15 protein-coding genes (1 of these 15 running past the window's edge) are annotated in these 22,316 nt (G+C 62.2%); 7 read left to right on the top strand and 8 right to left on the bottom strand.

What is annotated here, in order from left to right; translation table 11 throughout:
- Window positions 1-64: 64 nt before the first annotated feature.
- Complete coding sequence (chrA, locus tag H0241_RS13695; RefSeq protein WP_181058179.1) at window positions 65-1,480, bottom strand: chromate efflux transporter; 1,416 nt, start codon at window positions 1,478-1,480, stop codon at window positions 65-67.
- 17 nt (window positions 1,481-1,497) lie between these two features.
- Entirely contained in the window at window positions 1,498-2,475 is a 978-nt protein-coding gene (locus H0241_RS13690; RefSeq protein WP_181058177.1) for a chromate resistance protein ChrB domain-containing protein, read from the bottom strand.
- Window positions 2,476-2,585: 110 nt separating this feature from the next.
- On the opposite strand from H0241_RS13690, the gene H0241_RS13685 reads away from it, so the two are divergent.
- The 5 genes from H0241_RS13685 to H0241_RS13665 all read left to right on the top strand — a co-directional run bounded on the left by H0241_RS13685 (window position 2,586) and on the right by H0241_RS13665 (window position 7,322).
- Complete coding sequence (locus tag H0241_RS13685; RefSeq protein ID WP_181058175.1) at window positions 2,586-3,560, top strand: Fe-Mn family superoxide dismutase; 975 nt, start codon at window positions 2,586-2,588, stop codon at window positions 3,558-3,560.
- The gene (locus H0241_RS13680; protein ID WP_181058173.1) at window positions 3,557-4,027 is read left to right on the top strand and encodes a chromate resistance protein ChrB domain-containing protein; all 471 of its coding nucleotides are present in this window, start codon (window positions 3,557-3,559) and stop codon (window positions 4,025-4,027) included. Before H0241_RS13685 ends, H0241_RS13680 begins: the two co-directional genes overlap by 4 nt.
- A 14-nt stretch (window positions 4,028-4,041) precedes the next feature.
- Window positions 4,042-5,322, top strand: a complete 1,281-nt coding sequence (locus H0241_RS13675) for a cytochrome b (RefSeq protein WP_181058171.1) — start codon at window positions 4,042-4,044, stop codon at window positions 5,320-5,322.
- Window positions 5,323-5,414: 92 nt separating this feature from the next.
- Window positions 5,415-6,317, top strand: a complete 903-nt coding sequence (locus tag H0241_RS13670) for a DUF1259 domain-containing protein (protein ID WP_181058169.1) — start codon at window positions 5,415-5,417, stop codon at window positions 6,315-6,317.
- A gap of 24 nt (window positions 6,318-6,341) precedes the next feature.
- Window positions 6,342-7,322 (top strand): YncE family protein, encoded by a 981-nt coding sequence (locus tag H0241_RS13665; RefSeq protein WP_235984264.1) that lies wholly within the window; start codon window positions 6,342-6,344, stop codon window positions 7,320-7,322.
- A gap of 123 nt (window positions 7,323-7,445) precedes the next feature.
- On the opposite strand, the gene H0241_RS13660 is transcribed toward H0241_RS13665, so the two are convergent.
- From H0241_RS13660 to H0241_RS13645, 4 genes are read right to left on the bottom strand one after another with little or no spacing between them, the layout of a single operon-like run.
- Window positions 7,446-8,159: a HoxN/HupN/NixA family nickel/cobalt transporter gene (locus H0241_RS13660; RefSeq protein WP_181058168.1), complete on the bottom strand. Its 714-nt coding sequence runs from the start codon at window positions 8,157-8,159 to the stop codon at window positions 7,446-7,448.
- Between the two features lie 39 nt (window positions 8,160-8,198).
- A complete protein-coding gene (locus H0241_RS13655; protein WP_407941743.1) occupies window positions 8,199-9,239 on the bottom strand; it encodes a cation diffusion facilitator family transporter in 1,041 nt (346 codons plus the stop codon).
- Window positions 9,236-9,502, bottom strand: a complete 267-nt coding sequence (locus H0241_RS13650) for a metal-sensing transcriptional repressor (protein WP_181058166.1) — start codon at window positions 9,500-9,502, stop codon at window positions 9,236-9,238. Before H0241_RS13650 ends, H0241_RS13655 begins: the two co-directional genes overlap by 4 nt.
- A 42-nt stretch (window positions 9,503-9,544) precedes the next feature.
- Window positions 9,545-10,333 (bottom strand): 3-hydroxybutyrate dehydrogenase, encoded by a 789-nt coding sequence (locus H0241_RS13645; protein ID WP_181058164.1) that lies wholly within the window; start codon window positions 10,331-10,333, stop codon window positions 9,545-9,547.
- Between the two features lie 223 nt (window positions 10,334-10,556).
- Here H0241_RS13645 and H0241_RS13640 point away from each other — a divergent pair, with 223 nt between their 5' ends.
- A complete protein-coding gene (locus tag H0241_RS13640; protein ID WP_181058235.1) occupies window positions 10,557-11,345 on the top strand; it encodes an acetoacetate decarboxylase in 789 nt (262 codons plus the stop codon).
- Window positions 11,338-12,498, top strand: a complete 1,161-nt coding sequence (locus tag H0241_RS13635; RefSeq protein ID WP_181058163.1) for a patatin-like phospholipase family protein — start codon at window positions 11,338-11,340, stop codon at window positions 12,496-12,498. Before H0241_RS13640 ends, H0241_RS13635 begins: the two co-directional genes overlap by 8 nt.
- Before the next feature lie 334 nt (window positions 12,499-12,832).
- On the opposite strand, the gene H0241_RS13630 is transcribed toward H0241_RS13635, so the two are convergent.
- Window positions 12,833-14,434 (bottom strand): inorganic phosphate transporter, encoded by a 1,602-nt coding sequence (locus tag H0241_RS13630; RefSeq protein ID WP_181058161.1) that lies wholly within the window; start codon window positions 14,432-14,434, stop codon window positions 12,833-12,835.
- Window positions 14,435-14,784: 350 nt separating this feature from the next.
- Window positions 14,785-22,316, bottom strand: partial view of an LEPR-XLL domain-containing protein gene (locus H0241_RS13625; RefSeq protein ID WP_181058159.1) — the 3' portion only. It continues 22,675 nt past the right edge of the window; only the last 7,532 of its 30,207 coding nucleotides appear in the window; its start codon lies beyond the right edge, outside the window — the gene reads right to left on this strand; its stop codon occupies window positions 14,785-14,787.

Genomic DNA, 22,316 nt, shown 5'->3' with positions numbered 1-22,316 from the left:
GCCCATCAGAGGGGCCCCAACACGAAATAGACTGCGATGCTCGCATCCGAGCAGAACGATCGGCCTAGATCGAGCCCATCGCGACGCCGAAAAGCACGCCCAGGATCGAACATGCCGCTAGCACCGGGATCACGCCGATCTTGAAACGGAATACCGCAAGCATCGCGCCGAGGGTCAGCACGAGAGACGGAATGTTGATGGACCTGAGGACTGGCACGTCGAGCCTCATGCCCAGCAAGCTGATCTCATGCAAATCGCGAAACAGGACATGAAGCGCGAACCACACCGCGAGATTCAGTATCACGCCGACCACCGCTGCCGTGATGGTCGAGAGCGCGGCGGACAAGGCCTTGTTGCTGCGCATCGTTTCCATGAACGGCGCGCCGAGGAATATCCACAGGAAGCAGGGGACGAAGGTTACCCACGTGGTGAGCAGACCACCGAGTGTTCCGGCGACCAGCGGATTGAGCAAACCCGGCGCCCGGTATGCCCCCATGAAGCCGACGAACTGGGTGACCATGATCAGCGGGCCAGGCGTGGTCTCGGCCATACCGAGGCCGTCCAGCATTTCTCCCGGCTTGAGCCACCCATAGTGATCCACGCCCTGCTGCGCGACATAGGCGAGGACCGCATAGGCCCCGCCGAAGGTGACCATTGCCATCTTGGAAAAGAAGATCGCGATGTCGGTGAATACATTGCCTTGCCCAAGGAACACCAGAAGTGCCAGGACCGGCACGAACCAGAGCAGCAAACACACTGCTGCGATCTTCAGTGACCAGCCGACGGATGGCCTGGCATGTGCAGGCACGCCTTCGCCGAGCGCCGTATCAGCGTCGGCGACCTGCTTTGCACCAACCTTGCCGTGGCCATTGCCGGAGCGGAATGAAGCCCAGCCCGCTCTCCCGCCGACGAATCCGATTATACCCGCGACCAAAATGACCAGCGGAAACGGCGCATCGAAGAAGAAGAGAGCGACGAAGGCGGCCGCAGCGAGTCCGACCATCACGTTGTTCCTGAGCGCCCGCCTGCCGATCCGCAGGACCGCTTCGAGCACGATGGCCAGAACCGCCGCCTTCAGGCCGAAGAAAAGCGCCTGAACGGCGCCGACATTGCCAAAGATCGCGTAGATCCAGCTCAACGCCATGATGGCGATCGCCCCGGGCAACACGAACAAGATCCCCGCGACAAGACCACCTCTGGTCTTGTGCATGAGCCAGCCGATATAGATCGCCAATTGCTGTGCCTCCGGGCCGGGCAGCAGCGTGCAGTAGTTGAGCGCATGCAGGAACCTGGTCTCGCCGATCCAGCGTTTTTCCTCGACGATGATCCGATGCATCATGGCGATCTGGCCGGCCGGGCCGCCGAAGCTGAGCATTGCAACGCGGGCCCATACGCCCATGGCGTCCGCGAACGAAACGCCATGGTCGTGGGCTTCGGCCAGTGATGGCGGCGTCGAGACGGATTGCTCCGGATTGGCCATTGTTCGAGTCCTTGCGGTCATCCGCGTTTCTTGCGGAAATATTGGTAGAGGTTGTCGAAGACAGGAGCGCCCTGCGCGATCCGCTGCTCGTCGCTCTCGTTCGCCATGGCGATGCCTGCAATCAGGCTGGCAATCCCCGTCGCCTCCTCGCGGCCGAACTTGTTGTCCTTGAGGTCGATGTCATGGACGATCTCGGCGATGGCCTGCAGAGCCGGGTCGTTGATGGCGGAGCGGGTAAGCAGAACTTCGAAGCTGCAGCGATCGCCCTCATGCGTGATTTCGCCTTCGAACATGTCGAAGCGCAATTCCCCGTGCTTTGGCACGTATCCCTTGCCCGCCACGAAGCGGATGATCGCGTCAGCATCGATGAAGCGGCGGATCAGCCAACTGCAGGCGATGCGGTCGACATGCACGTCCCGGCGCGTGACCCAGATTCGGCCCTTGAGCTCGCTCGGCTCGGCGGCCTTCTTCGGTTCCTTGGTCATGGCCTTGTCCTCTGTAAGCTGTATTTCGAGTTCGGCGATCAGTCCCTCGACGGTGAGGCGGCCGCTGGCACCGAAAAAGTCGATCGTCACCACTTCAGCGAGCCGCTTGCGCAAGCGACCAAGTTGCGGTCGCGCTTCTGCGTGTTTTTCCGATGTCGCGTCGGCCCCAATCGCCGCAGCCAGCTCGCGCGCTTCCCCAGCGATCTCCGCATAGTCGGCATCACGGGCCGCGTCGAACATCGCCCGCACCTGCGCGTCCGACAGACCGTCGACAAGGCGTGCCTCGCACATCATGGCCTCGCCGCCGCCGGCGACGATCTCCTTCAAAAGCCATTCGAAATCCTCCTGCATCTCGGCATTGGCAGGCAGGGCGTAAACGGTGCTTTTGACTGCGACCGCGCCGATGCCTTGCAACCGTCGCCAAATCTTCACCCGGAAATAGGCGGGCTTGCTTGGCAGCTGATGGATCAGGAGCAGCCAGCGCTGATCCTGCGATTCCCCCTCACTCATAAGTGAACCGTATCACGAACAAAGTGAAATGCAACACTTGTATCATTTATGATTCAAGCATAGCGTTCGCCTCCTCACGGAATGGGCCGTGCCGCCGAGCGAGGGAATCTATGCCCCACCAGATCATGCCGCTGCCGTTCAAGCCGCCGAGGCTTGTCGGTCTGTCCGAACGCCTGCTGGCCAGCCATTACGAAAACAATTACGGCGGTGCCGTTCGCCGCCTCAACGCTATCGAACAGCGGCTCGATGAACTCGACTGGGGCGCAGCACCCGTCTTCGACATCAACGGGCTGAAGCGCGAAGAGCTGGTCGCGGCAAATTCGGCGATCCTGCACGAGATCTATTTCGATGGGCTCGGTGGTTCCGGCGATGCCGGAGGCGATCTTGCGGCAGCACTGGAGCGCGACTTCGGCAGCGTGGCCGCATGGCGCGCCAAGTTCATGGCTTGTGCGAAGGCGCAGGCCGGAGGCTCGGGATGGACCCTGCTGACCTGGTCGGAGCGCCGCGATCGGCTGACAATCCAATGGGCGGCGGACCACACCAACTGCCTCGCTGGCGGCATTCCGATCCTCGCGCTCGACATGTACGAGCACGCATATCATCTCGATTTTGGCGCGAAGGCCGGCGCCTATGTCGACGCGTTCATGAAGAACATCCATTGGGAGCGGGTTGCCGCCCGCCACCGGCGGGCTGTCGCGCAGCGCGATCCTTCAACAGGACCTGCATCGGACGAAAAGGTTCCAACTGTTGCGCCAGAGGAACTGCGGGCCCGGCTCGACCAGGGCGAAGATCTCGTCGTGCTCGACGTCTGCCTCGCCGACGATCTGGCAAAACGCAGCGATATGCTGCCGGGAGCCAAGCTCCGCGCTCCCGAGACCATTGCCGATTGGGCCGATGAACTGCCGAAGGATAGGCCAGTCATCGTTTATTGCGTCTACGGCTTCCAGGTCAGCGGCGACGCGGTCGCCGAACTGCGCCGCCGTGGCGTCGATGCGAGCGCGCTTTCCGGCGGCATCGCCGCCTGGCACGCGATCGGCGCGCCAACCGTCCCTCTGGTGATGAGCGAAGAAAGGATTGCGTCATGAAATGGATTACCCGCGAACGTCCGGTCATCGACCGCATCGCCTGCCCCTGGCTGATTGCACGCTTCATCGACAAGGAACCGGAGTTTCTCTTTGTGGCGCCAGATCAGGTCATCCCCGTTGCCCAGGAAACGGGCGCGACGCCGTATGATGTGCCCGGCGTCGAATTCACGCATGTCGGCGACGGCTGCAGTTTCGACACCTTCGTCTCGAAATACGGTCTCGAGCGCGACCCGGCGATCGTGACCATTGCCGCGATCGTGCGCGGCGCCGACACGGATCGGCACGATCTCACGCCGCAGTCTGCAGGACTGCTCGCGATCTCCATGGGGCTGCGGGACGTGACGCCCGACGACCACGAGGTGCTGAAGCACGGCTTCGTCATCTACGACGCGCTTTACGCCTGGGCCTCGCACCGCACATCAGAAACGCATAGCTGGCCACCCGTCACGAAGCCGGCGGCGGCCTGAGCGGAGGCTGAAGAATGGCAGACCAATCGAAAGCTGACGTCGCTGGACGTCAGCCAAGCAGCCGCGTCGCTCAGTGGATCGACCACCGACTGCCTGTTTTCACCTTCGTCAATCATGAATTGAACGACTATCCGACGCCAAGAAATCTGAACTACTTGTGGAATTTCGGTTCGCTGGCCGGGTTCATGCTGGTCGTCATGATCTTCACCGGCGTTGTGCTCGCAATGCACTACACAGCGGATTCGAACCTCGCTTTTGGCTCCGTCGAGCACATCATGCGCGACGTAAATTACGGATGGATGATCCGCTACATCCACCTGAATGGCGCATCGTTCTTCTTCATCGCGACCTACATCCATATTTTTCGCGGCCTCTATTACGGGTCATACAAGGCGCCGCGCGAGCTGTTATGGATGCTGGGAGTCGTCATCCTGCTGCTGATGATGGCGACCGCGTTCCTTGGCTATGTCCTGCCATGGAGCCAGATGGGATTTTGGGGCGCTACGGTGATCACCAACCTGTTCTCCGCAATTCCGGTGGTTGGAGAGAGCATCGTCACGTGGCTTTGGGGCGGGTTCTCCGTCGATAATCCGACGCTGCAACGCTTCTATGCCCTGCATTACCTCCTGCCGTTCGTCATCGTCGGCGTCGTGATGCTGCATCTCGTCGCCTTGCATCGGCACGGTTCCAACAATCCGCTCGGCATCGACCGCAACGGGTCGGGAGATAGCATCCCGTTCCACCCCTACTACACGGTCAAAGACCTGCTCGGCTTGGCGGCTTTCCTGCTGGTATTCGCCTTCTTCGTCTTCTACCTGCCGAACTATCTGAATTCCGCCGACGCCTTCATCCCAGCTAATCCGCTGCGGACGCCCGCCGAGGTCGTGCCGCAATGGTATTTCCTGCCGTTCTACGCAATCTTGCGCTCGATCCCGAACAAGCTTGCCGGCGTCATCGCCATGTTCTCGGCCGTGGCTGTCCTCTTCATTCTGCCCTGGCTGGATACATCGAAGGTGCGCAGTGCCCGCTTCCGGCCAATCTACAAATGGGTCTTCTGGCTCCTGGTCATCGACGTCATCGCTTTGGGCTGGGTCGGTGCCAACAAGCCGGAGGGCCTTTTCGTCCTCATCGGCCGCGTTGGCACGTTCTATTACTTCTTCCATTTCCTGGTCGTGATGCCGCTCCTTGGCGCTTTCGAGCGGCCGCTGCCGCTCCCGACCAGTATCGGCTCGGCAGTCCTGCCGAAGGGCGGCGCGCATCCGGCCGCAGCGCAGGTGCCGGTGCATTCGCCGTGACCATCCAGCTGCGCCGGGCCAGCCGCGGCCTCGGCGCCTGAAGATCACGAGCCAACCAATCAATTCGCAGTGAAGAAAAGAGGAATACCGCTATGTCACGTCCCATCTGCTGGGCAGTTCTTATTGCTGCCGCAACCATCGTCACCCCTTCGTTCGCCACCAGTCCCGATTGGAGCCAAGTCGGAAAGGCCTTAGGCAAAGGAGGGACCGCACTGCCGGATGGCGTCTATAGAGTTGGCTTGCCACGAACCGACCTGAAGGTGTCGCTTGATGGCGTATCCCTAAAGCCAGGTTTTGCGCTCGGAGGCTGGATCGCCTTCGATCCAATGGGGAGCCAGACAATGGTCATGGGTGACATCGTTTTGACGCAGGACGAGGTGAACCCGGTGATGAAGAAGCTTGAAGAAAGCGGGATCGAGATCACCGCATTGCACAACCATTTGCTGCGCTCTGAGCCAATGACCCTCTACATGCACCTCTTCGGCCAGGGCGACCCTGTCACGCTCGCCACGGCGCTCCATGCCGGATTGGCGCTGAGCAAGACGCCGATGGAGAGCGCCGCATCCGGTGCCGCACAGCCGCAAGCCTCCGCGCAGCAGATCGATTTCGATACCGCGGCCGTCGACCAGGCCATCGGCCGCAAGGGCAAGGCCAATGGCGGGGTCTATCAGTTCACCATCCCGCGAGCCGAGACGATCACCGACAGCGGCATGGCGGTGCCGGTGTCGATGGGCACCGCCATTGGCATCAACTTCCAGCCGACCGGAGGCGGCAAGGCGGCGATCACCGGCGATTTCGTACTGATCGCATCCGAGGTCAATCCCGTCCTGAAAGCCTTGCGGGAGAACGGCATCGAGGTGACGGCTGTGCATAACCACATGCTGGACGATCAGCCGCGGCTATTCTTCATGCATTTCTGGGCCAATGACGACGCCGCCAAGCTGGCGCGCGGCCTCAAGGCGGCTCTCGACAAGATGAACCTCGCGAACAGTTAGGTCAGGCCAGTGCGCGCCGCCTGCATGACCCTCGGGCTCATCGCCGCCATGCATCCGTGTTCAGTCGGCACGGCAGCGGCGGGTCCGCCTCTGATCCTGGAGCGAACGATCCCGCTCGAAAACGTCCGGGGCCGCGTCGACCATATGGCGATCGATCGTGTTGGGGGACGGCTGTTCGTCGCCGAACTCGGCAACGACAGTGTCGATGTAGTCGACCTTCAGACCGGGAAAGTCTCCCAGAGGATCAACGGGCTGAAGGAGCCGCAGGGCGCCGCGTATCTTGCCGATCGGGACGTGATTGTCGTCGCCAATGGCGGTGACGGGTCCGTTCGGTTCTTGCGCGCCGGTGATCTGTCGTCACTGGGAACCGCGGCTCTCGGCAACGATGCGGACAATGTCCGCATCGATCCGTCTTCCGGTCATGTCCTTGTCGGATATGGCGATGGCGGACTGGCCATCCTCGATCAGGTGACCCATTCAAAGCTCGAAGGCATGAGACTGGCCGGCCATCCCGAAAGCTTTCAGGTCGACGCGAAAACGGATCGGGTGTTCGCGAATGTGCCGGACGCCGGGCAGATCGCCGTCGTGGACCTCAAATCGCGAAGGCAAGTGGCCACCTGGAAAACACCGGGCCTGGCGGCAAATTTTCCAATGGCGCTCGACAGCACGGGGAAACAGCTTGCAGTTGTTTTCCGCAGTCCGGCAAAGCTTGCCCTGCTGGATGCGGCAACTGGTGCGGTGACAGCGAGCCTCGATACCTGCGGCGATGCCGATGATGTTTTCTTCGACGGCAAGCGCGATCGAATCTATGCGAGCTGCGGAGACGGCGCGATCGACGTTGTGCAGCGTAGCCCGAATGGGCTCGAATTGGTCGAACGTGTGGCAACTTCCAGCGGAGCCCGGACCTCGCTCTTCGTGCCGGAACTCGATCGCCTCTTTGTTGCTGTGCGTGCTGGATGGTTTGCATCCGAGGCCGCAATTCTCGTATTTCGCCCTTCACCATGATGGCGGTTGTTGACGGCATGGCGTCCACCTCCAGAGCGAGGGGTTTGGACGCGACCGTTGGGCTGGCGCCTCACGGGGTCGTCGCGAAAGAACCCCTTGTCTCGGCTGTTCGTTTCAACGTCCTCAGCGCGCAGAAATTTGCCAAACAGCGACGCCAGCGAGAATGAGGCCGGCGATACCTTCGATGCTTCTGGATATTATGTCGAACAAGCGTGGCCGGCTGTCGAAAAAATGCACCAGCCGTTCTCGAAACAGGATCGACAACACCGCCACGCAGGACAAGGTCAGCGCCACACCGGCCATCATGGTGACCGCAAACAGAATGCCGGCAAGCGGAACGCCTCTGGATATCGCGAAGGTCATCACGAAAAGCGTCAGCGGGCATGGAATCAAGCCGGCCATGATGCCAACCGCCTCGCCTTCATGCTTGTGATGGTGGCCGTGGCTCAATGCGCGCCACAGCATCCAGATGCCAATCAGGCCAAGCAACCCACGGCTGACGTCTTCCAGCAGAGGCGCTCGGCCAACGCTTCCCAAGGCAATCGATACCAGCGGTAACGAGAACGCCGCAATCAGCACCGCGATCGTCACATGCGTGAAGGAGAGCGTCAGTGACACCAGAAGGCCGCGCGAAACCTTGGCGTCCGAACCGGCCAGATACGTGGCCAGGACGGCTTTGCTATGTCCCGGCGTCAGGGCATGCGCCGCACCAAACAGCACGCCCATCGGCAGAAAGGCAAGGAACGCGACCCAGCCGCCGCCAGCTGAGAGCAGCTTTATCTGATCGGCGAGCGCCAGGTAGATGGTGCGTTGGAATTCGACAAGCGTCTGGAGCATCAGCCTAGACTAGCAGAAGCGGGTGGTTTTCTGCGCACGTCAGTGTTGGTGGTCGTGGTGTTCGCCATGATTGTGGTCGTGAGGATGTGGATGCTCGTGCGCGCCATGTTCGCTCGAAAACCGGATGTTGGCCGTCGCGAGCGCAGGCATGTGTTCGAACAGTTCATTCTCCAGCGCTGCCGTGATCTTGTTTGCTTCGGCGAGCGGCAACGTTTCGTCTGCAGCGATGGTGATGTCGGCGTGCAACTTGTGGCCAATCCAGCGGGCCTTGGCATCGACGATGTGAGCACCCGGCACATGCTCGCCAGCATGATGAATTTCGGCCATCACACCCGGCTCGACGCCGTCGAGCATACGGGTGAGCACCGAGCGCGCCGATTGCCAGACGATACCGAAAATAGCGACCGTGATGAGGAGCCCGATGATTGGGTCGGCAAGCGGAAATCCGAGCCAGACGCCGATAGCGCCAATGACCACGGCAAGGCTGGTGAGCCCGTCGGTGCGGGCATGGTAGCCGTCGGCGACGAGCGCCGCACTGTTGATTTCCCTGCCGATGCGAATGCGAAACACCGCGACAGCCTCATTGCCGAGGAAGCCGACGATGCCCGCCGCCGTCAGCCAACCGAGATGCGTCACTGCCTGCGGATGGATCAGGCGCTCGATAGCCTGGTACCCGGCGACGATGGCGCTGAACAGAATGACCAGGACGATGACGATACCGGCGAGGTCTTCGACCCGACCCAGTCCATAGGTGAAGGTTGATGACGGCTTGCGCCTCGCCAGCATGAAGGCGACCCACAAGGGGATGGCAGTGGTTGCGTCTCCAATATTGTGAATGGTGTCGGCAAGAAGGGCCACGCTGCCCGAGAGACCCACCACGGCCATCTGCATTGCTGCCGTGACCGCCAGGATGACAAAGGACCATTTTATGGCCCAGATGCCCCGATCGGTCGTCGCGATGGTTGCATCGATGACGCCATGTGTATGGCCATGCGGACCGTGGTGGTCGTGATCGTGGCCGGCATGACCGTGCGAACCGAAGCCGAACCAGTCGAGGCTGCGCCTGCCGAGATCGCTCATAGATACTTGGCCAACTGCTTGAGTTCCGCCAGCGAGTCGTGCGCTCCGCCCTCTGCGGTGTCGGTCAGGCAATGTTCGATATGATCGTGGATCAGTTCCCGCTTGGCGCTGCTGATGGCGCTTTCCACGGCATGGAGTTGCTGTGCGAGGTCAACACAGGAACGATGTGCCTCGAACATGGAAAGCACTGCGGCAAGGTGGCCTTGCGCGCGCTTGAGACGCTTTACGATGGCGGGGTGGGAGGCATGGATCGTGCTGGACATGCCCAGACCGGTATCCTCCCCAGGGGGATACTGTCAAGTCGCCTACTGCGCCGTCCAGCCGCCATCCATCGGCAAGGTCGTGCCGGTGATCTGCCTGGCTGAATCCGAGCACAGGAACAGTGTCAGCGCGGCAAGCTCCTCGACGGTGACGAACTCCTTGGTCGGCTGCGCTGCCAGAAGCACGTCGTGTTTGACCTGTTCCTCGGTCATGCCGCGTGCCTTCATCGTGTCGGGGATTTGCTTTTCGACCAGCGGCGTCCAGACATAGCCGGGCGCGATGGCATTGACGGTGATGCCATCCTGGGCAACTTCCAGCGCCACCGTCTTGGTCAGGCCGGCAATGCCGTGCTTGGCCGAGACATAGGCCGACTTGAACGGCGAAGCGACCAGCGCATGCGCCGAGGCGGTGTTGATGATGCGCCCCCATTTGCGCGCCTTCATGCCCGGCACCACGGCCTTGATCGCATAGAAGGCGGCAAGCAGATTGATGCGGATGATCGCTTCCCATTTGTCGTCAGGGAAGTCTTCGATCGGCGCGACATGCTGTATCCCGGCATTGTTGACAAGAATGTCGAGGCTGCCGAAGGCCTGTTCGGCGTCGTGCACCATGGCGGTCACTGCCGCGCCATCCATCATGTTGGCGCCGGAATAGCGGCACTTGACGCCGAAATCCTTCTCGATGCCGGCACGCTCCTGCTCTATCGCGGCGGCATCGCCGAGCCCGTTGATGGTGACGTTGGCGCCTTCGGCGGCAAAGGCGCGGGCGATGGCCAGGCCAATGCCGCTGGTCGAGCCGGTGACGAGCGCATTCTTTTGAGACAGGGAACCCATGGGAGATCTCGCGAATGGTGGAGGAGCTATGGCGCACATAGTTTGTGCACCGCAACATAACAATGGCATGGCCATATGTCATTGCGATTACAATGTTGTGATCCCTCACGAGCGCCTTGAAGCTGGCACCGAAGTGACCCGACATGGCACTGTCATGCTGCCGTGCAACATAATCGTCCTGCACGTCTCGCACAGATCATTCCTGAATCAATGGGTGAGCAATTTGGAAATCGCCGATGTCGTGAAGCGTGCCTATGCGATGCCGCTCACCAACCCGTCCTTCCCGCCCGGCCCGTATCGCTTCTTCGACCGCGAATACGTCATCATCACCTACCGCACGACCCGCGAGGCGCTCGAAGCCGTGGTGCCGGCGCCGCTGGAGATCGACGAGCCGCTGGTCAAATACGAATTCATCCGCATGCCTGACTCAACCGGCTTCGGCGACTACACCGAGACCGGCCAGGTCATCCCGGTGAAGTACAAGGGCCAGCATGGCGGGTACGTCCATTCCATGTATCTCGACGACGATGCGCCGATCGCCGGCGGCCGCGAGCTCTGGGGGTTTCCGAAAAAGCTCGCCAACCCCAAGATTGTGCATGAGGGCGAAGTGGTGGTCGGCACGCTGCACTATGGCAGCGTTCTCTGCGCCACCGGCACGATGGGCTACAAGCATCGGGAAGCCGATCACGACCAGGTGCTCGCCGCGCTTGCCGCGCCCAACTTCCTGATCAAGATCATCCCGCATGTCGACGGAACCCCACGCATCTGCGAGCTGGTGCGCTATTACCTGACCGACATCACGCTGAAGGAAGCCTGGACAGCGCCGGCCGCGCTCGATCTTCGCCCGCACGTCATGGCCGATGTGGCGAAATTGCCGGTGCTCGACATCGTCTCGGCCGTGCACTTCAAAGCCGATCTGACGCTTGGCCTCGGCGAAGTCGTGCATGATTACCTCGCCGACCATAGCCAGTCTGCTGCCGGCGCGACCAGACTGGAGAAAGTCAGTGCTTGAGCGTAACCGCAGCAAGGCGACTGCCGCCACGATCGCGGAAATCACCGCGCAATACGACCGCGTCGCGCTGGTATTCCAGGGCGGCGGTGCGCTCGGCGCGTACCAGGCCGGCGTCTATCAGGCGCTGGCCGATGCCGGCTGCGAACCGACCTGGCTGTCGGGCGTGTCGATCGGCGCCATCAATGCCGCCATCATCGCCGGCAACGAGCCGAGCCGCCGGCTGCAGCGGCTGGAACAGTTCTGGCAGACGGTTTCGGGCCGCAAGATCTGGCCCTATACGCCGGAAGGCGACATCTACCGCGATATCCGCAACCAGACATCGTCATTCATGACGATGGCGATGGGCCAGCCCGGCTTCTTCAAGCCGCGCTCGCCCAATCCCTGGCTCCAACTGGCGGGCGCGGAAGGCGCTACCTCCTTCTATGACACCGCCGAGCTCAAGGATACGTTGGAGAGCCTGATCGACTTCGATGTGCTGAACGACGGCAAAAAGCGGCTGAGCGTCGGCGCGGTCAATGTCCGGACCGGCAATTTCGTCTATTTCGACACTGAGAAGGTGCGTATCGAGCCGGAGCACATCATGGCCAGCGGCGCGCTGCCGCCGGCCTTCCCGTCGATCCGCATCGAGGGCGAGTATTACTGGGACGGCGGCATCGTTTCGAACACGCCGCTGCAATATCTGCTCGACCAGGAAGAGGACCGCTCCTCACTGGTGTTCCAAGTCGACCTGTTCAGCGCCCGCGGTGTGCTGCCGCGCGGCATGGCCGACGTGCTGTCACGCCACAAGGACATCATGTATTCCAGCCGCACACGCCAGAACACCGACAATTTCCAGCGTATCCATGCGCTGAAGATGAAGTTGCTCGATGCGCTGAAGCGCGTGCCGCCAGAGCAGCTGAAGGACGGCGAGAAGGAATTGATCGCCGATTATTCGGATGCCGGCGTAGTCAACATCGTCCACCTCATCTACCAGCACAAAGGCTATGAGGGGCACGCCAAGGATTACGAGTTCTCCGGCACGTCGATGCGCGAGCACTGGGAGATGGGCCTGGAGGATACGGAACGCACGCTGCGCCACAAGAAGTGGCTGATGCTGCCGACCAATGCCGACGGCGTTACCATCCACGATCTGCACCGCGAAGACCCGACCTAAGGGTTCTGGTAGAAGGACAACTCGACGGGGTCTTTCCGGTATAGGAAATCGCCGCGATCGAGTTCCTTCACACCCCCTCTGTCCTGCCGGACATCTCCCCCGCAAGGGGGGAGATTGGCAGTTTATGCGTCCCGTCGGCTTTTTGACATTGGAGATTGGCGAAGGCAGAGGCGGCATCGATCTCCCTCCTTGCGGGGGAGATGGCCGGCAGGCCAGAGGGGGGGGTGCTGTCCCTCCGGCGCTTCGAATAGCTCCGTAGAACATCCCCAAGACAAAAAAGGCAGCGCCGATCGCCGGCGCTGCCTTTCGCTTGAAAGTCCCTTGCGTCGCCCGCTCAGAACACCTGGCGGAAGATGATGAACAGCACGAAGGCGAGCGTGATCGAGCACGGCAGGGTCAGCACCCAGGCAAGCAGCAGGTTGCGCACCGTCGACCATTGCAGGCCCGACCCGTTGGCCGCCATGGTGCCGGCAACGCCAGACGACAGCACATGGGTGGTCGACACCGGCAGGCCGAAGCGGTCGGCCATGCCGATGGTCACCATCGCCACCAGTTCGGCGGCCGCGCCCTGGCCATAGGTCAGGTGGCTCTTGCCGATCTTCTCGCCGACGGTCACGACGATGCGTTTCCAGCCGACCATGGTGCCGAGGCCCAGCGCCAGAGCGACGGCGATCTTCACCCATAGCGGGATGAACTTTGTCGCGTTGTCGACGGCCTTGTGATAGTCGGTGACCGCCTTGAGGTCAGCGTCTTGCATCGGCAGCAGCTTCTTCTTGTCGATCAGTTTCAGCGCCTCGCCGATCAGATAGATGTCGTTGCGGGCGTTGCTGACCAGGTCGGTCGGCACATTGTCGACCGAGGCATAGGGCTGCAGCGAAGCGGTCGTGTCGTGAATGTAGGTCTGCAGCGCGACCGTCGTCTGGTCACTCCAGCTCCTTGTGCGCACGGCGTCCTGCACCGCTGCCTTGGCGTCGGTGACGGTGACGCCCGGTTTGACATAGTTGCCGAGCGCCGTCTCGACGCCGACCGATGCCGCCTTGTAGGCCTCGAGATAGTTGATGTCGGGCGTGCGGTTGAGCGCATAAGCCGTCGGCACGACGCCGATCAGGATCAGCATGATCAGGCCCATGCCTTTCTGGCCGTCATTGGAACCGTGCGCGAAAGACACGCCGGTGCAGGTGAAGATCAGCAGGCCGCGGATCCACCATGGCGGCGGCGTGTTGCCCTTCGGCGCCTCGTAGAGAGCAGGATTACGGACCAGCAGCTTCATCACATAGAGCAGGATGAAGGCGGCGAAGAAGCCGACGATCGGCGACACCAGCAAGGTGATGCCGACATTGGTCGCCTGGCCCCAGTCGACGCCGCTGGTGGCGCTGCCGGCCGGCGCCATGAACTGATTGGCGAGGCCGACGCCGATGATCGAGCCGACCATCGTGTGCGAGCTGGAAGCCGGCAGACCGAGGAACCAGGTGCCGAGGTTCCACAGGATCGCCGCGACGAGCAGCGCGAACACCATGGCGAAACCCGAGGAAGAACCGACCTGAAGGATGAGTTCGACAGGCAGCAGAGACAGGATGCCGAAGGCAACCGCGCCGCTCGAGGTCAAAACGCCGAGGAAGTTGAAGACACCCGACCACATGACGGCAAATTCGGCCGGCATGGAGCGCGTGTAGATGACGGTTGCCACCGCGTTGGCGGTGTCGTGGAAGCCGTTGACGAACTCGAAGCCCAGCGCAATCAGCAGGGCAATGCCAAGCAGGATCCACGGCACCGTCTTGGCCACCGCCAGATCCTGGCTGAGAGCGTAGCCGACATAGATGACACCGACGAGCACCAGCACGCCGAACGCCGGCAGGAACCACTTCGCGCCGCCCGATTGATTGAGCGGATGGTCCGGTCTCGGAATCCCCGCTTCGCTAGAAACAACGTCCACCATCGTCCGACTCCGTTTTGCACTGCAGCAAAGAACTCGGAATGACGCTATGGCTGGTCGATGAAGCTGGTGTGACGGCTATGGTCTTTTTGATCGCGCAAGGGGCGCTGCAGCCTTTGTTTCGGCGCGCGATGCGGATCACGTTTCTTTGCCGGCGCTAGAGCAATTCCAGGAAAAGTGTGAGCGCTTTCCCGGGAAAAGCGCGTCGCGCTTTCCCTTCGGAATTGCGTCAAACAAAGAGATAGAGCGGTTCGCCGTTTCCGTGAAACGGTGAAACGCTCTCTAGAGACGAGTAAGCGAAAGATCGTCGATCCGGTTCATCAGCCCAGAGGCTGATGAACCGGATTTCGGATCTAGTGGAACGCGATGTCGTCGTCGGCGTCGGCATGCGTTTCGAACCGGCCTGTATCGGCATCGAAGAGCAGCACGTCCAGATCGACGTAAGGTGTCTTGTCCGAAACCTTGACCGCGACCTTGTCGACGCCGCCGATGAGGTCGGACCAGTTGGTCCAGGCAAGGGTCGTGCCTTTGATGGCGATGTCGCCATTGCGAATGCCCGATATCAATTCGGCAGGTCCGGCAGCACTTTTCTTCGCCTGCGGAGCGGCGGCGGCAAACGCCATGAACAGCCCGGCATCGCCTGCGTCCGGCGCCAGCGCCATCCGCATGAACGGCACAACATCTCCACCGAGCAAGGTTGTTTGGTCGAAGCCCTTGATGAAGTTCAGATCCGTCGTGGGCCGGAGCAGCGCCTGCGCGACTGTATTGATCACCTTGGGCGTTGCACTGATGCCCGTGGCCAGTGCGGGCGCGGCGCCGACCCTGACCGAAGCCAGTCCGGTCGGGTCGAGCGTCGCCGCGGCGGTCCTGGCATTGGCGCCAAGCCGCGTCATCAGCGGGCTGACCCAGGAGCTGCCCAGCACCAGGCTGGCAGACCCTGCATCCAGCGACTGGCGAACCACATCCGTGCCGCCGCCGGCCTGGACCGTGTCGCGCGTACGGTCGAAGGCATAGATGTTGGTGCCGGTGCCGCCATTGACGATATCGAAGCCGTTGCCACCGGAGAGCTGATCGTTGCCGTTGCCGCCCAGAATGTAGTCGGCGCCGAGCAGGCCATAGAGGATATCGTCGCCGTCATTGCCGATCAGCCAGTCAGCATCGACCAGGAACGACGAGCGCACGTTCACATCCGACGTGACGACGCCATGCAGCGGGCCGTACGCTCCGTAGTTGTAAACGTATCGCAGCGTCGCGGTCAGCGTTGCGGCAGTCTCGCCGACGGGCAGCACCCGCATGCTCTGGATCATGCCGGCGCCGGTGGTGTTGGTGATGATCGGGATGACGGCCGCCATGTCGCCGAACACCAGGTCATTGCCGATGCCGCCATCCACGTAGTCGCTGTCGAGAACGATATAGTCGGCAGCGGGTCGCTGTGCCTGGCGCTTGTCCAGGGTGTCGAGCAGCCACGAGCTGACCGAACCGTTCTTCGACCAGTCGGCGGCCTTCGATGCGGCGAGCGTCGATTGCACGCCCCAGGCCTCGGCACGCGCCTGCGCCGCGCTGATGGTGCCGAGATAGAGCCGGTCTATGGTCTTGAAGAAGGAGTTCTGCAGGCCGTCGGCGATCGACTTGGTGGTCGAGGTCGTGCTGGCGATCGTCAGCATCGGCTGCTCGATCAACCCGACATCGCCGATCAGCACGTCATTGCCTTCGTCGCCGTAAAGCTGGTCGTTGCCGACAGAGAGCGAGTAACCCAGACCGTTGCCGAACAGCCAGTTGCCAACCTTGTTGGCATTGGCGTTGATGGCATGATCACGGCTTATGTGGGCCGTCAGTGCCGCTGTGCGCGTCTTGTCCTGCGCTGCGAGTGCGGCATTGACGGTCGAGAGTTCGGCGGTGGAGATGCCGGCAAGCGTGGCGGAGTTCGCTGCGCTCACCACAGGCAGCACGACAACGCCGTGGTCGCCGACGACAAAGTCGTTGCCGAGACCGCCACGGATATAATCGTTGCCGATGTTCAACCGATGCGTGGCAGGCCGCAACACCGACTGGCCGGCTACGAAGGTAGCGTTCGTCGTGCCGGTCTTGACGCCGTAGTCGGCGATGACCTGTTCGCCCGCCGCATGCGCAGTATACGACGTGTCGGCAACGACGGTCTGGAAGTCCATCAGCCAGTTGTGCAGGCTGAGCGCGCCTTCGGTGAGGTTGGCGCCGACCAGGGTCAGCGCCGTCGCCGGAACCACGATGGTCCCGGTGTCGCCGAAGATGGTATCGTCGCCGTCGCCGCCAACGATCCAATCGGCGCCTACTGTCACGCTGACAACTGGCGCATTCGGTGCTGTATCCAGCGCGTCCTTGGCAAATCCCAGCGACGACAGGTCGCGCAGCAGGTCGCCCATCGAGACCGACAGGCCGGCAACCTCCTTGTCGATGACCGCCAGACCGGTTTCGGGGATGCTGGTGATATGTCCGTCGTCGCCGAAGATGCTGTCATTGCCGGAACCGCCGTCGATGCCGTCATTGCCATAGGCAAGGTCCTCCAGCCGCGTCACGTCGGCCAGCACCGAGGCAAATACCTGGAAGTGGTTGCCGTTGCCGCGCAGCATCGTGTTCTTCGCCGAGAACTCACCGAGGAATCCGGCTGCGCCGGGCATGATCTCGATCTGCGGCAACGCGTTGGTTAGTTCCGAAGGCAACAGATTGACGCCGGGAACCACCACCAGTCCGTCGATGGGAACCGCGACGTTAACGGTGGGATCGGTCACCGCGATGATCCGGAAAGCGTTAACGATCTTGGGCAGATCGGTCTGGAAGCCGCTGCCATTGGAGGCGCGGTCACCGAAGATGGTGTCGTTGCCGGCGCCGCCGAGCAGCGTATCGTCGCCACGCTGGCCGAACATCACGTCGTCGCCGTCGCCGCCATCGATAAAGTCGTTGTAGGCGGCTTCAAGATCGATGCCGAGCGCCTTCGTATTCCACGCCGGGCCGTTGACGACCTGGACGTTGTTCGGATCGTACACGCCTGCGAGCAGCAGCATGTCGGGACCCAGCAACTGGGATGCCAGGTTGGTGCGCGAGACGGCCGTATTGGAATTGAGAGCGACCATGCTGACGATGGTTGCGACCTCTTCCAGCACCACATCGCGATGCCAGCTGCCGTCGCTGTTGAGCAGAGCCGAACCGTCGGCATTGAACGCCCGCAGGATCTGGCCCTCGTCGCCGAGCAGATAGTCCACCCCTGCGCCGCCTTCGATGTGGTCGGCGCCCAATCCGCCGACAATCTCGTCGATGCCGTTGTCGCCAGACATCCGGTCGTCGCCGCGCTGGCCGAAGATGCGGTCATCGTCGTCGCCGCCATGGACCTCGTCCTTGCCGCCGACACCATCGATGAGATCGAAACGGATCACGTCGCGCATCAGCGATGGTGCTTTGCCCGGTACCGCCGGGTTGAGCTGCCAGATCGTGCTCCGCCAGTCGGTGCCACCCACGACCTTGCGCGCGATCAGGCCATTGTCGCCGAGCACGACGTCTTCGCCGGCCCCGCCTTCAATGTAGTCGTCGCCATCGGCGCCGCCGACCACATTGTGGCCGCCGGTGATGTCGTCATCGCCGTCGCCGCCGAACAGGCGGTCATTGCCTTGCTGGCCATCGATGATGTCGTTGCCGGCATCGCCGTAAATCTTGTCGTTGCCGGCGCCGTCGGCGTCGGTGATGTAAATCGAGATGACGCGCTGGTTGTTTGGCAGCGCCCGGTCGAACAGAGCGTGGTCGCCGAACAGGCGATCGTTGCCGGCGCCAGCATGGATCTCGTCGCCGCCGGTGCCACCGGCGACGACGTCGTTGCTGCCGCCCGAATTGATGAGGTCGTTGCCGCCATCGAGCGGGCTGATCGTGAAGCCGCGCTGCAAATTGGCCACGCGCAGTCCCGGCGCCGACGCGATGATGAACTCGAACCGCGCATTGTCGCCGAAGATGACGTCGGAGCCATTGCCGGTGGTGATGATATCGCCAAAGGCGCCGCCGGCGACGATGTTGTCGCCGTCACCGGTGGTGATCGTGTCGGACCCGCCCTTCGCAGTGTCGATGGAGTAGGCCAGCGTCGGCAGGCTGTCGTCGAACTCGGCATAGCCGCTGTCGCCGAACACGACACTGTTGCCGGTACCGATCATCACCTTGTCGCCGGCGCCACCGCCGAACACGACATGGCTGCCATTGCCGGCATGTATGTCGTCGATGCCGTCATGCTCGGTCCACTCGCTGCGCACCGAACTCATCTTGCCGCCGACATAAAGCGCAATGCCATTGTCGCCCAGGATGACGTCGTTGCCGCCGCCCGCGGTGATCTTGTCGGCGAACGAACCGCCCATCAGCACGTGGTTGCCGCTGGCGATGGTGATGGTGTCGTTGCCGCCATAGGCGATATCAGTCGTCTCGACCGAGACGCGCAGGCCGGTGGCGTCGAAGATCGCCAAGCCATTGTCACCAAGGATGACGCTGTCGCCGTCGCCGGCGGTGATGTCGTCGTCGCCATTGCCGCCGAACACGACGTTACGGCCCGAGCCGGCCTTGATCGTATCCTTGTAGCCGATGATCACCGGCACGCCACCTAGCAGCGGTGCGAAATCGGCGAAGGCGCTCTCGATCCGGATAAGGATGTTGTTTTCGAACGTCGCCTTGCCATTGTCGCCGAGGATGACGTCGTCGCCGCCCTGCGAGGTCACCTGGTCGTTGCCGGAGCCGGCAATGACGATGTTGTCGCCGGCGCCCGTCTCGATGACGTCGTCGCCGTAATGGATCGGGTCCGTGCTCTCGATGCTGGTGACGTTGCCGAAGGCATCGAACAGGATCATGCCATTGTCGCCGAGCACGACGTCGCCGATGTCCAGAACGCTGCCGCCGAGCACCTTGATCGAGTCGCCGGCCGAGCCGCCGACCAGTATGTTGCGGCCGCCGGCGCTGGTGATCTGGTCGGCGCCGCCGAATTCCGGCGACGTCGTCTTGACGATGGTTGGCAGGCCATTTGCGAATTCGGCGCTGCCATTGTCGCCGACGACCAGGTCCTGGCCACCGGTGCTCTTGATGATGTCGGCGCCAAAGCCGCCGAAGACGATGTTGGGCCCTTTGCCGGCGTCGATCTGGTCGTCGCCGCCGACCGACGGGTTCGATGTCTCGACCTTGATGACCGCACGGTCGAGCATCATGTCGAGCGTGCCGGGCACCAGCACCAGCGTGGAGCCGTTGACCGTTGCCACCTGGGTGATGATGCCGTGATCGCCGATGATGACGTCACCGGTATCGCCGCCGGTGATGATGTCGGCGCCGGCCGTTTCAGTGATCCCTTGAGCGTTCACGCCGTCATGGTCGATGATGACGGTGCGGTTGCGATAGTCGACGTCGAAGGACGAGTCGCCGATGATCCAGTTCTTGCCTGTGGTGCCACCGAAGATGTGATCGGCGTCAGCGCCGCCAGCGATGAAGTTGGTGCCGTGGCCGCCGGTCAGGGTGTCCGTGCCGGCGCCGCCATCGATGACCACGACGCCATGGGCGCCCGAGGCATCGATGATGTCGTTGCCGGTGTTGAGGAACGAATAGGCGGTGCCGTTCGGCGTGCCCGGCGTTGAAGAGTAGCGCAGGCCGTTGGCCGACGTGTCGCCGAACAGGACGACCGGTCCGATGCTGTTGTGGACAGTCAGCGTATCGCTGCCGCCGCCGCCATGCACGACCGTCAGTGTCTCGTCCTTGGTACTCTCAATGGTGAAGTTGTCGTTGGCGACGCCAAGCAGGACTTCGACCACTTGCAGATTGGTGTAGGTGATGCCGCGCGCAACATCGACCGGCGGATTGCCGTCATTATAGTCGACCGACAGCGGGTTGGATGGCATGCCGAGGCCCGAAATATGAGTGTCGGTCAAAACGCCCGTCAGCGGTGCCTGGGCGGTGTCGCTGAACACAACCAACTGGTCGACATCAGTGCCGTCATCGACCTCGATTTGCCGGACAACTTGCGGGTTGAATTCGTCCGGCAGTGCCACCGAAGGCGTCAGCGAACGGTCTTCCGGTCCGACGCCGCCCTCGACGAACAACGGCCCGCCGATGCGCGTCAGATCATGCGGCTGCTGCGAAAACACGCGGATGCCTTCGGGCGGCGCCTGGCCGGCGCTGTCGAAGACGAGATTGACGGTGACCGGCTGATCCCAGTTGGTGCCGTCGAAGACCACGAAGTAGCCCGTGGCGTCCTGCTGCACGCCAGGCGAAGTACCGAGATCGACGCTGGCTTGGCCGTCAATAGTGATGTGGACCGTTACCGGCGCGATCGGCTGTGTCGACAGCACGATCTGGTAGCTGTCGGTTTCGCCGGCCTGCGACACTGTGGTGCTGTCATTGGTCTCGATGATCCGGACAGCGGCGGTGTCGGAATCGACCACCTCAACGCTGACCTTCTGGCTTTCGACATCGGCATAGATGCCGTCCGCCTTGTCGGAGGTGACGGTGTTGCTGATGGTGGCGACGATGCGGTTTTCGGGCGTGCCATCGCTCGGTGAGGAGACGAGCACGGTCTGTGCGTCGTTCCAGGCGAAGATGCCGTTCGGGATGTCTGCGACCAGCCCAAACTTGATCGTCGTGCGCGATAGGCTGACCTGGTCGCTGCTGGAGGTCAGCGTCACGGTGACGATCTCGCCGGCTGCCGGCGCCTTGCTCAGCACCACTGTGTAATCGTCGCTGGCGCCGCCTTCGAACACGCTGGTGGAGCCGCCGCTTTCAGAGATGATGGCGTCCGGCTTGTCGTCGTCGATGACGGTGACCAGCACGTTCGGAATCGCGTAATTGTCGAGTGGCTGGGCGACGCCGTTGCTGTCGACATTGATGACAGAATGGCTGATGGCAACGACCGTCTTGCCTTCCTCAGCGCTGTCGGAGATCGCCTTGACGTAGATGCGCTGGCCAGCGGCCCAGTTGCCGCCGTCGAACGCCACCGTCACCGCTTCGGAGAAGTTGATGCCGTCCAGCGAAACCAGGATGGTCTGGCCCTGCTTGGCGCGCTGCTGGGCCGAGGCTTGCGCGGCAGAGACCGTGACATAGGCGATGGTGCCGGCAACCGGCGCCATCGGCAGCGTCAGCATGTAGCTGTCCACCGATGTCGCATCGTCTTCCCTCACCTGCAGGCCGTCATCGATGTCGACCGCAACGGCGGTGCTGCCCTTGGTGGTCAGGTCGATGCCGGGCGTGAACAGGCCGTTGAACCGCGGGTCGGCGCTGCTCACCGTATGGGTGATGGTGCCGCTGTCGCCATTGGCGTCGTCCGACACCACGGTCTGCGTCACGTCGCCGGCGACGTTGAACGTGTCGCTGCCAAGGCCGCCAATCAGCGTGGTGACGATATCGTCGGCGGTCGACAGCACATAGAACGTGTCGTCGCCTTCGAGGCCGTCGACATCCATCGCCTCGGCGTTGCTGATCTTGATCGTCAGGCCGGCGCCATAGACGCCGTCCTTGGTGATGACGAAGGTGTCGTCGAGTTCCGTGCCCAACACAACGACCCGGTCGAAACCGGCGCCGCCATCGATGTTGACCGGCGCGTTGACATTGTACTGGATGACGTCATCGCCATTGCCGCCATTGACCTTGACATTGACGCCCTCGGCCAGCGCGAAAGCGCGGATGACGAACTCGTCATTGTCGTCCTCGCCCTCGAGCCTGAGATCGGCATGGTTGGAGTAGACGACGAACATGTCCTCGCCGCTGCCGCCATAGAGTACGGCCGGCACGGTGATGCCTTGCGACAGGTAGCCGAGCGTCGTCTCGGTCGTGGCGAAGCGGTCCTCTTCCGAGATGATCGCATAGGCGCCGTTCGGATCGATCTTGCCGTCGGCATCGACCTTCTGGT

It is taken from the genome of Mesorhizobium neociceri (assembly GCF_013520985.1).
GTDB lineage: Bacteria > Pseudomonadota > Alphaproteobacteria > Rhizobiales > Rhizobiaceae > Mesorhizobium > Mesorhizobium neociceri.
Note: the sequence above shows the minus strand (reverse complement) of the source record. Positions and strands in the feature narration are given on the sequence as shown.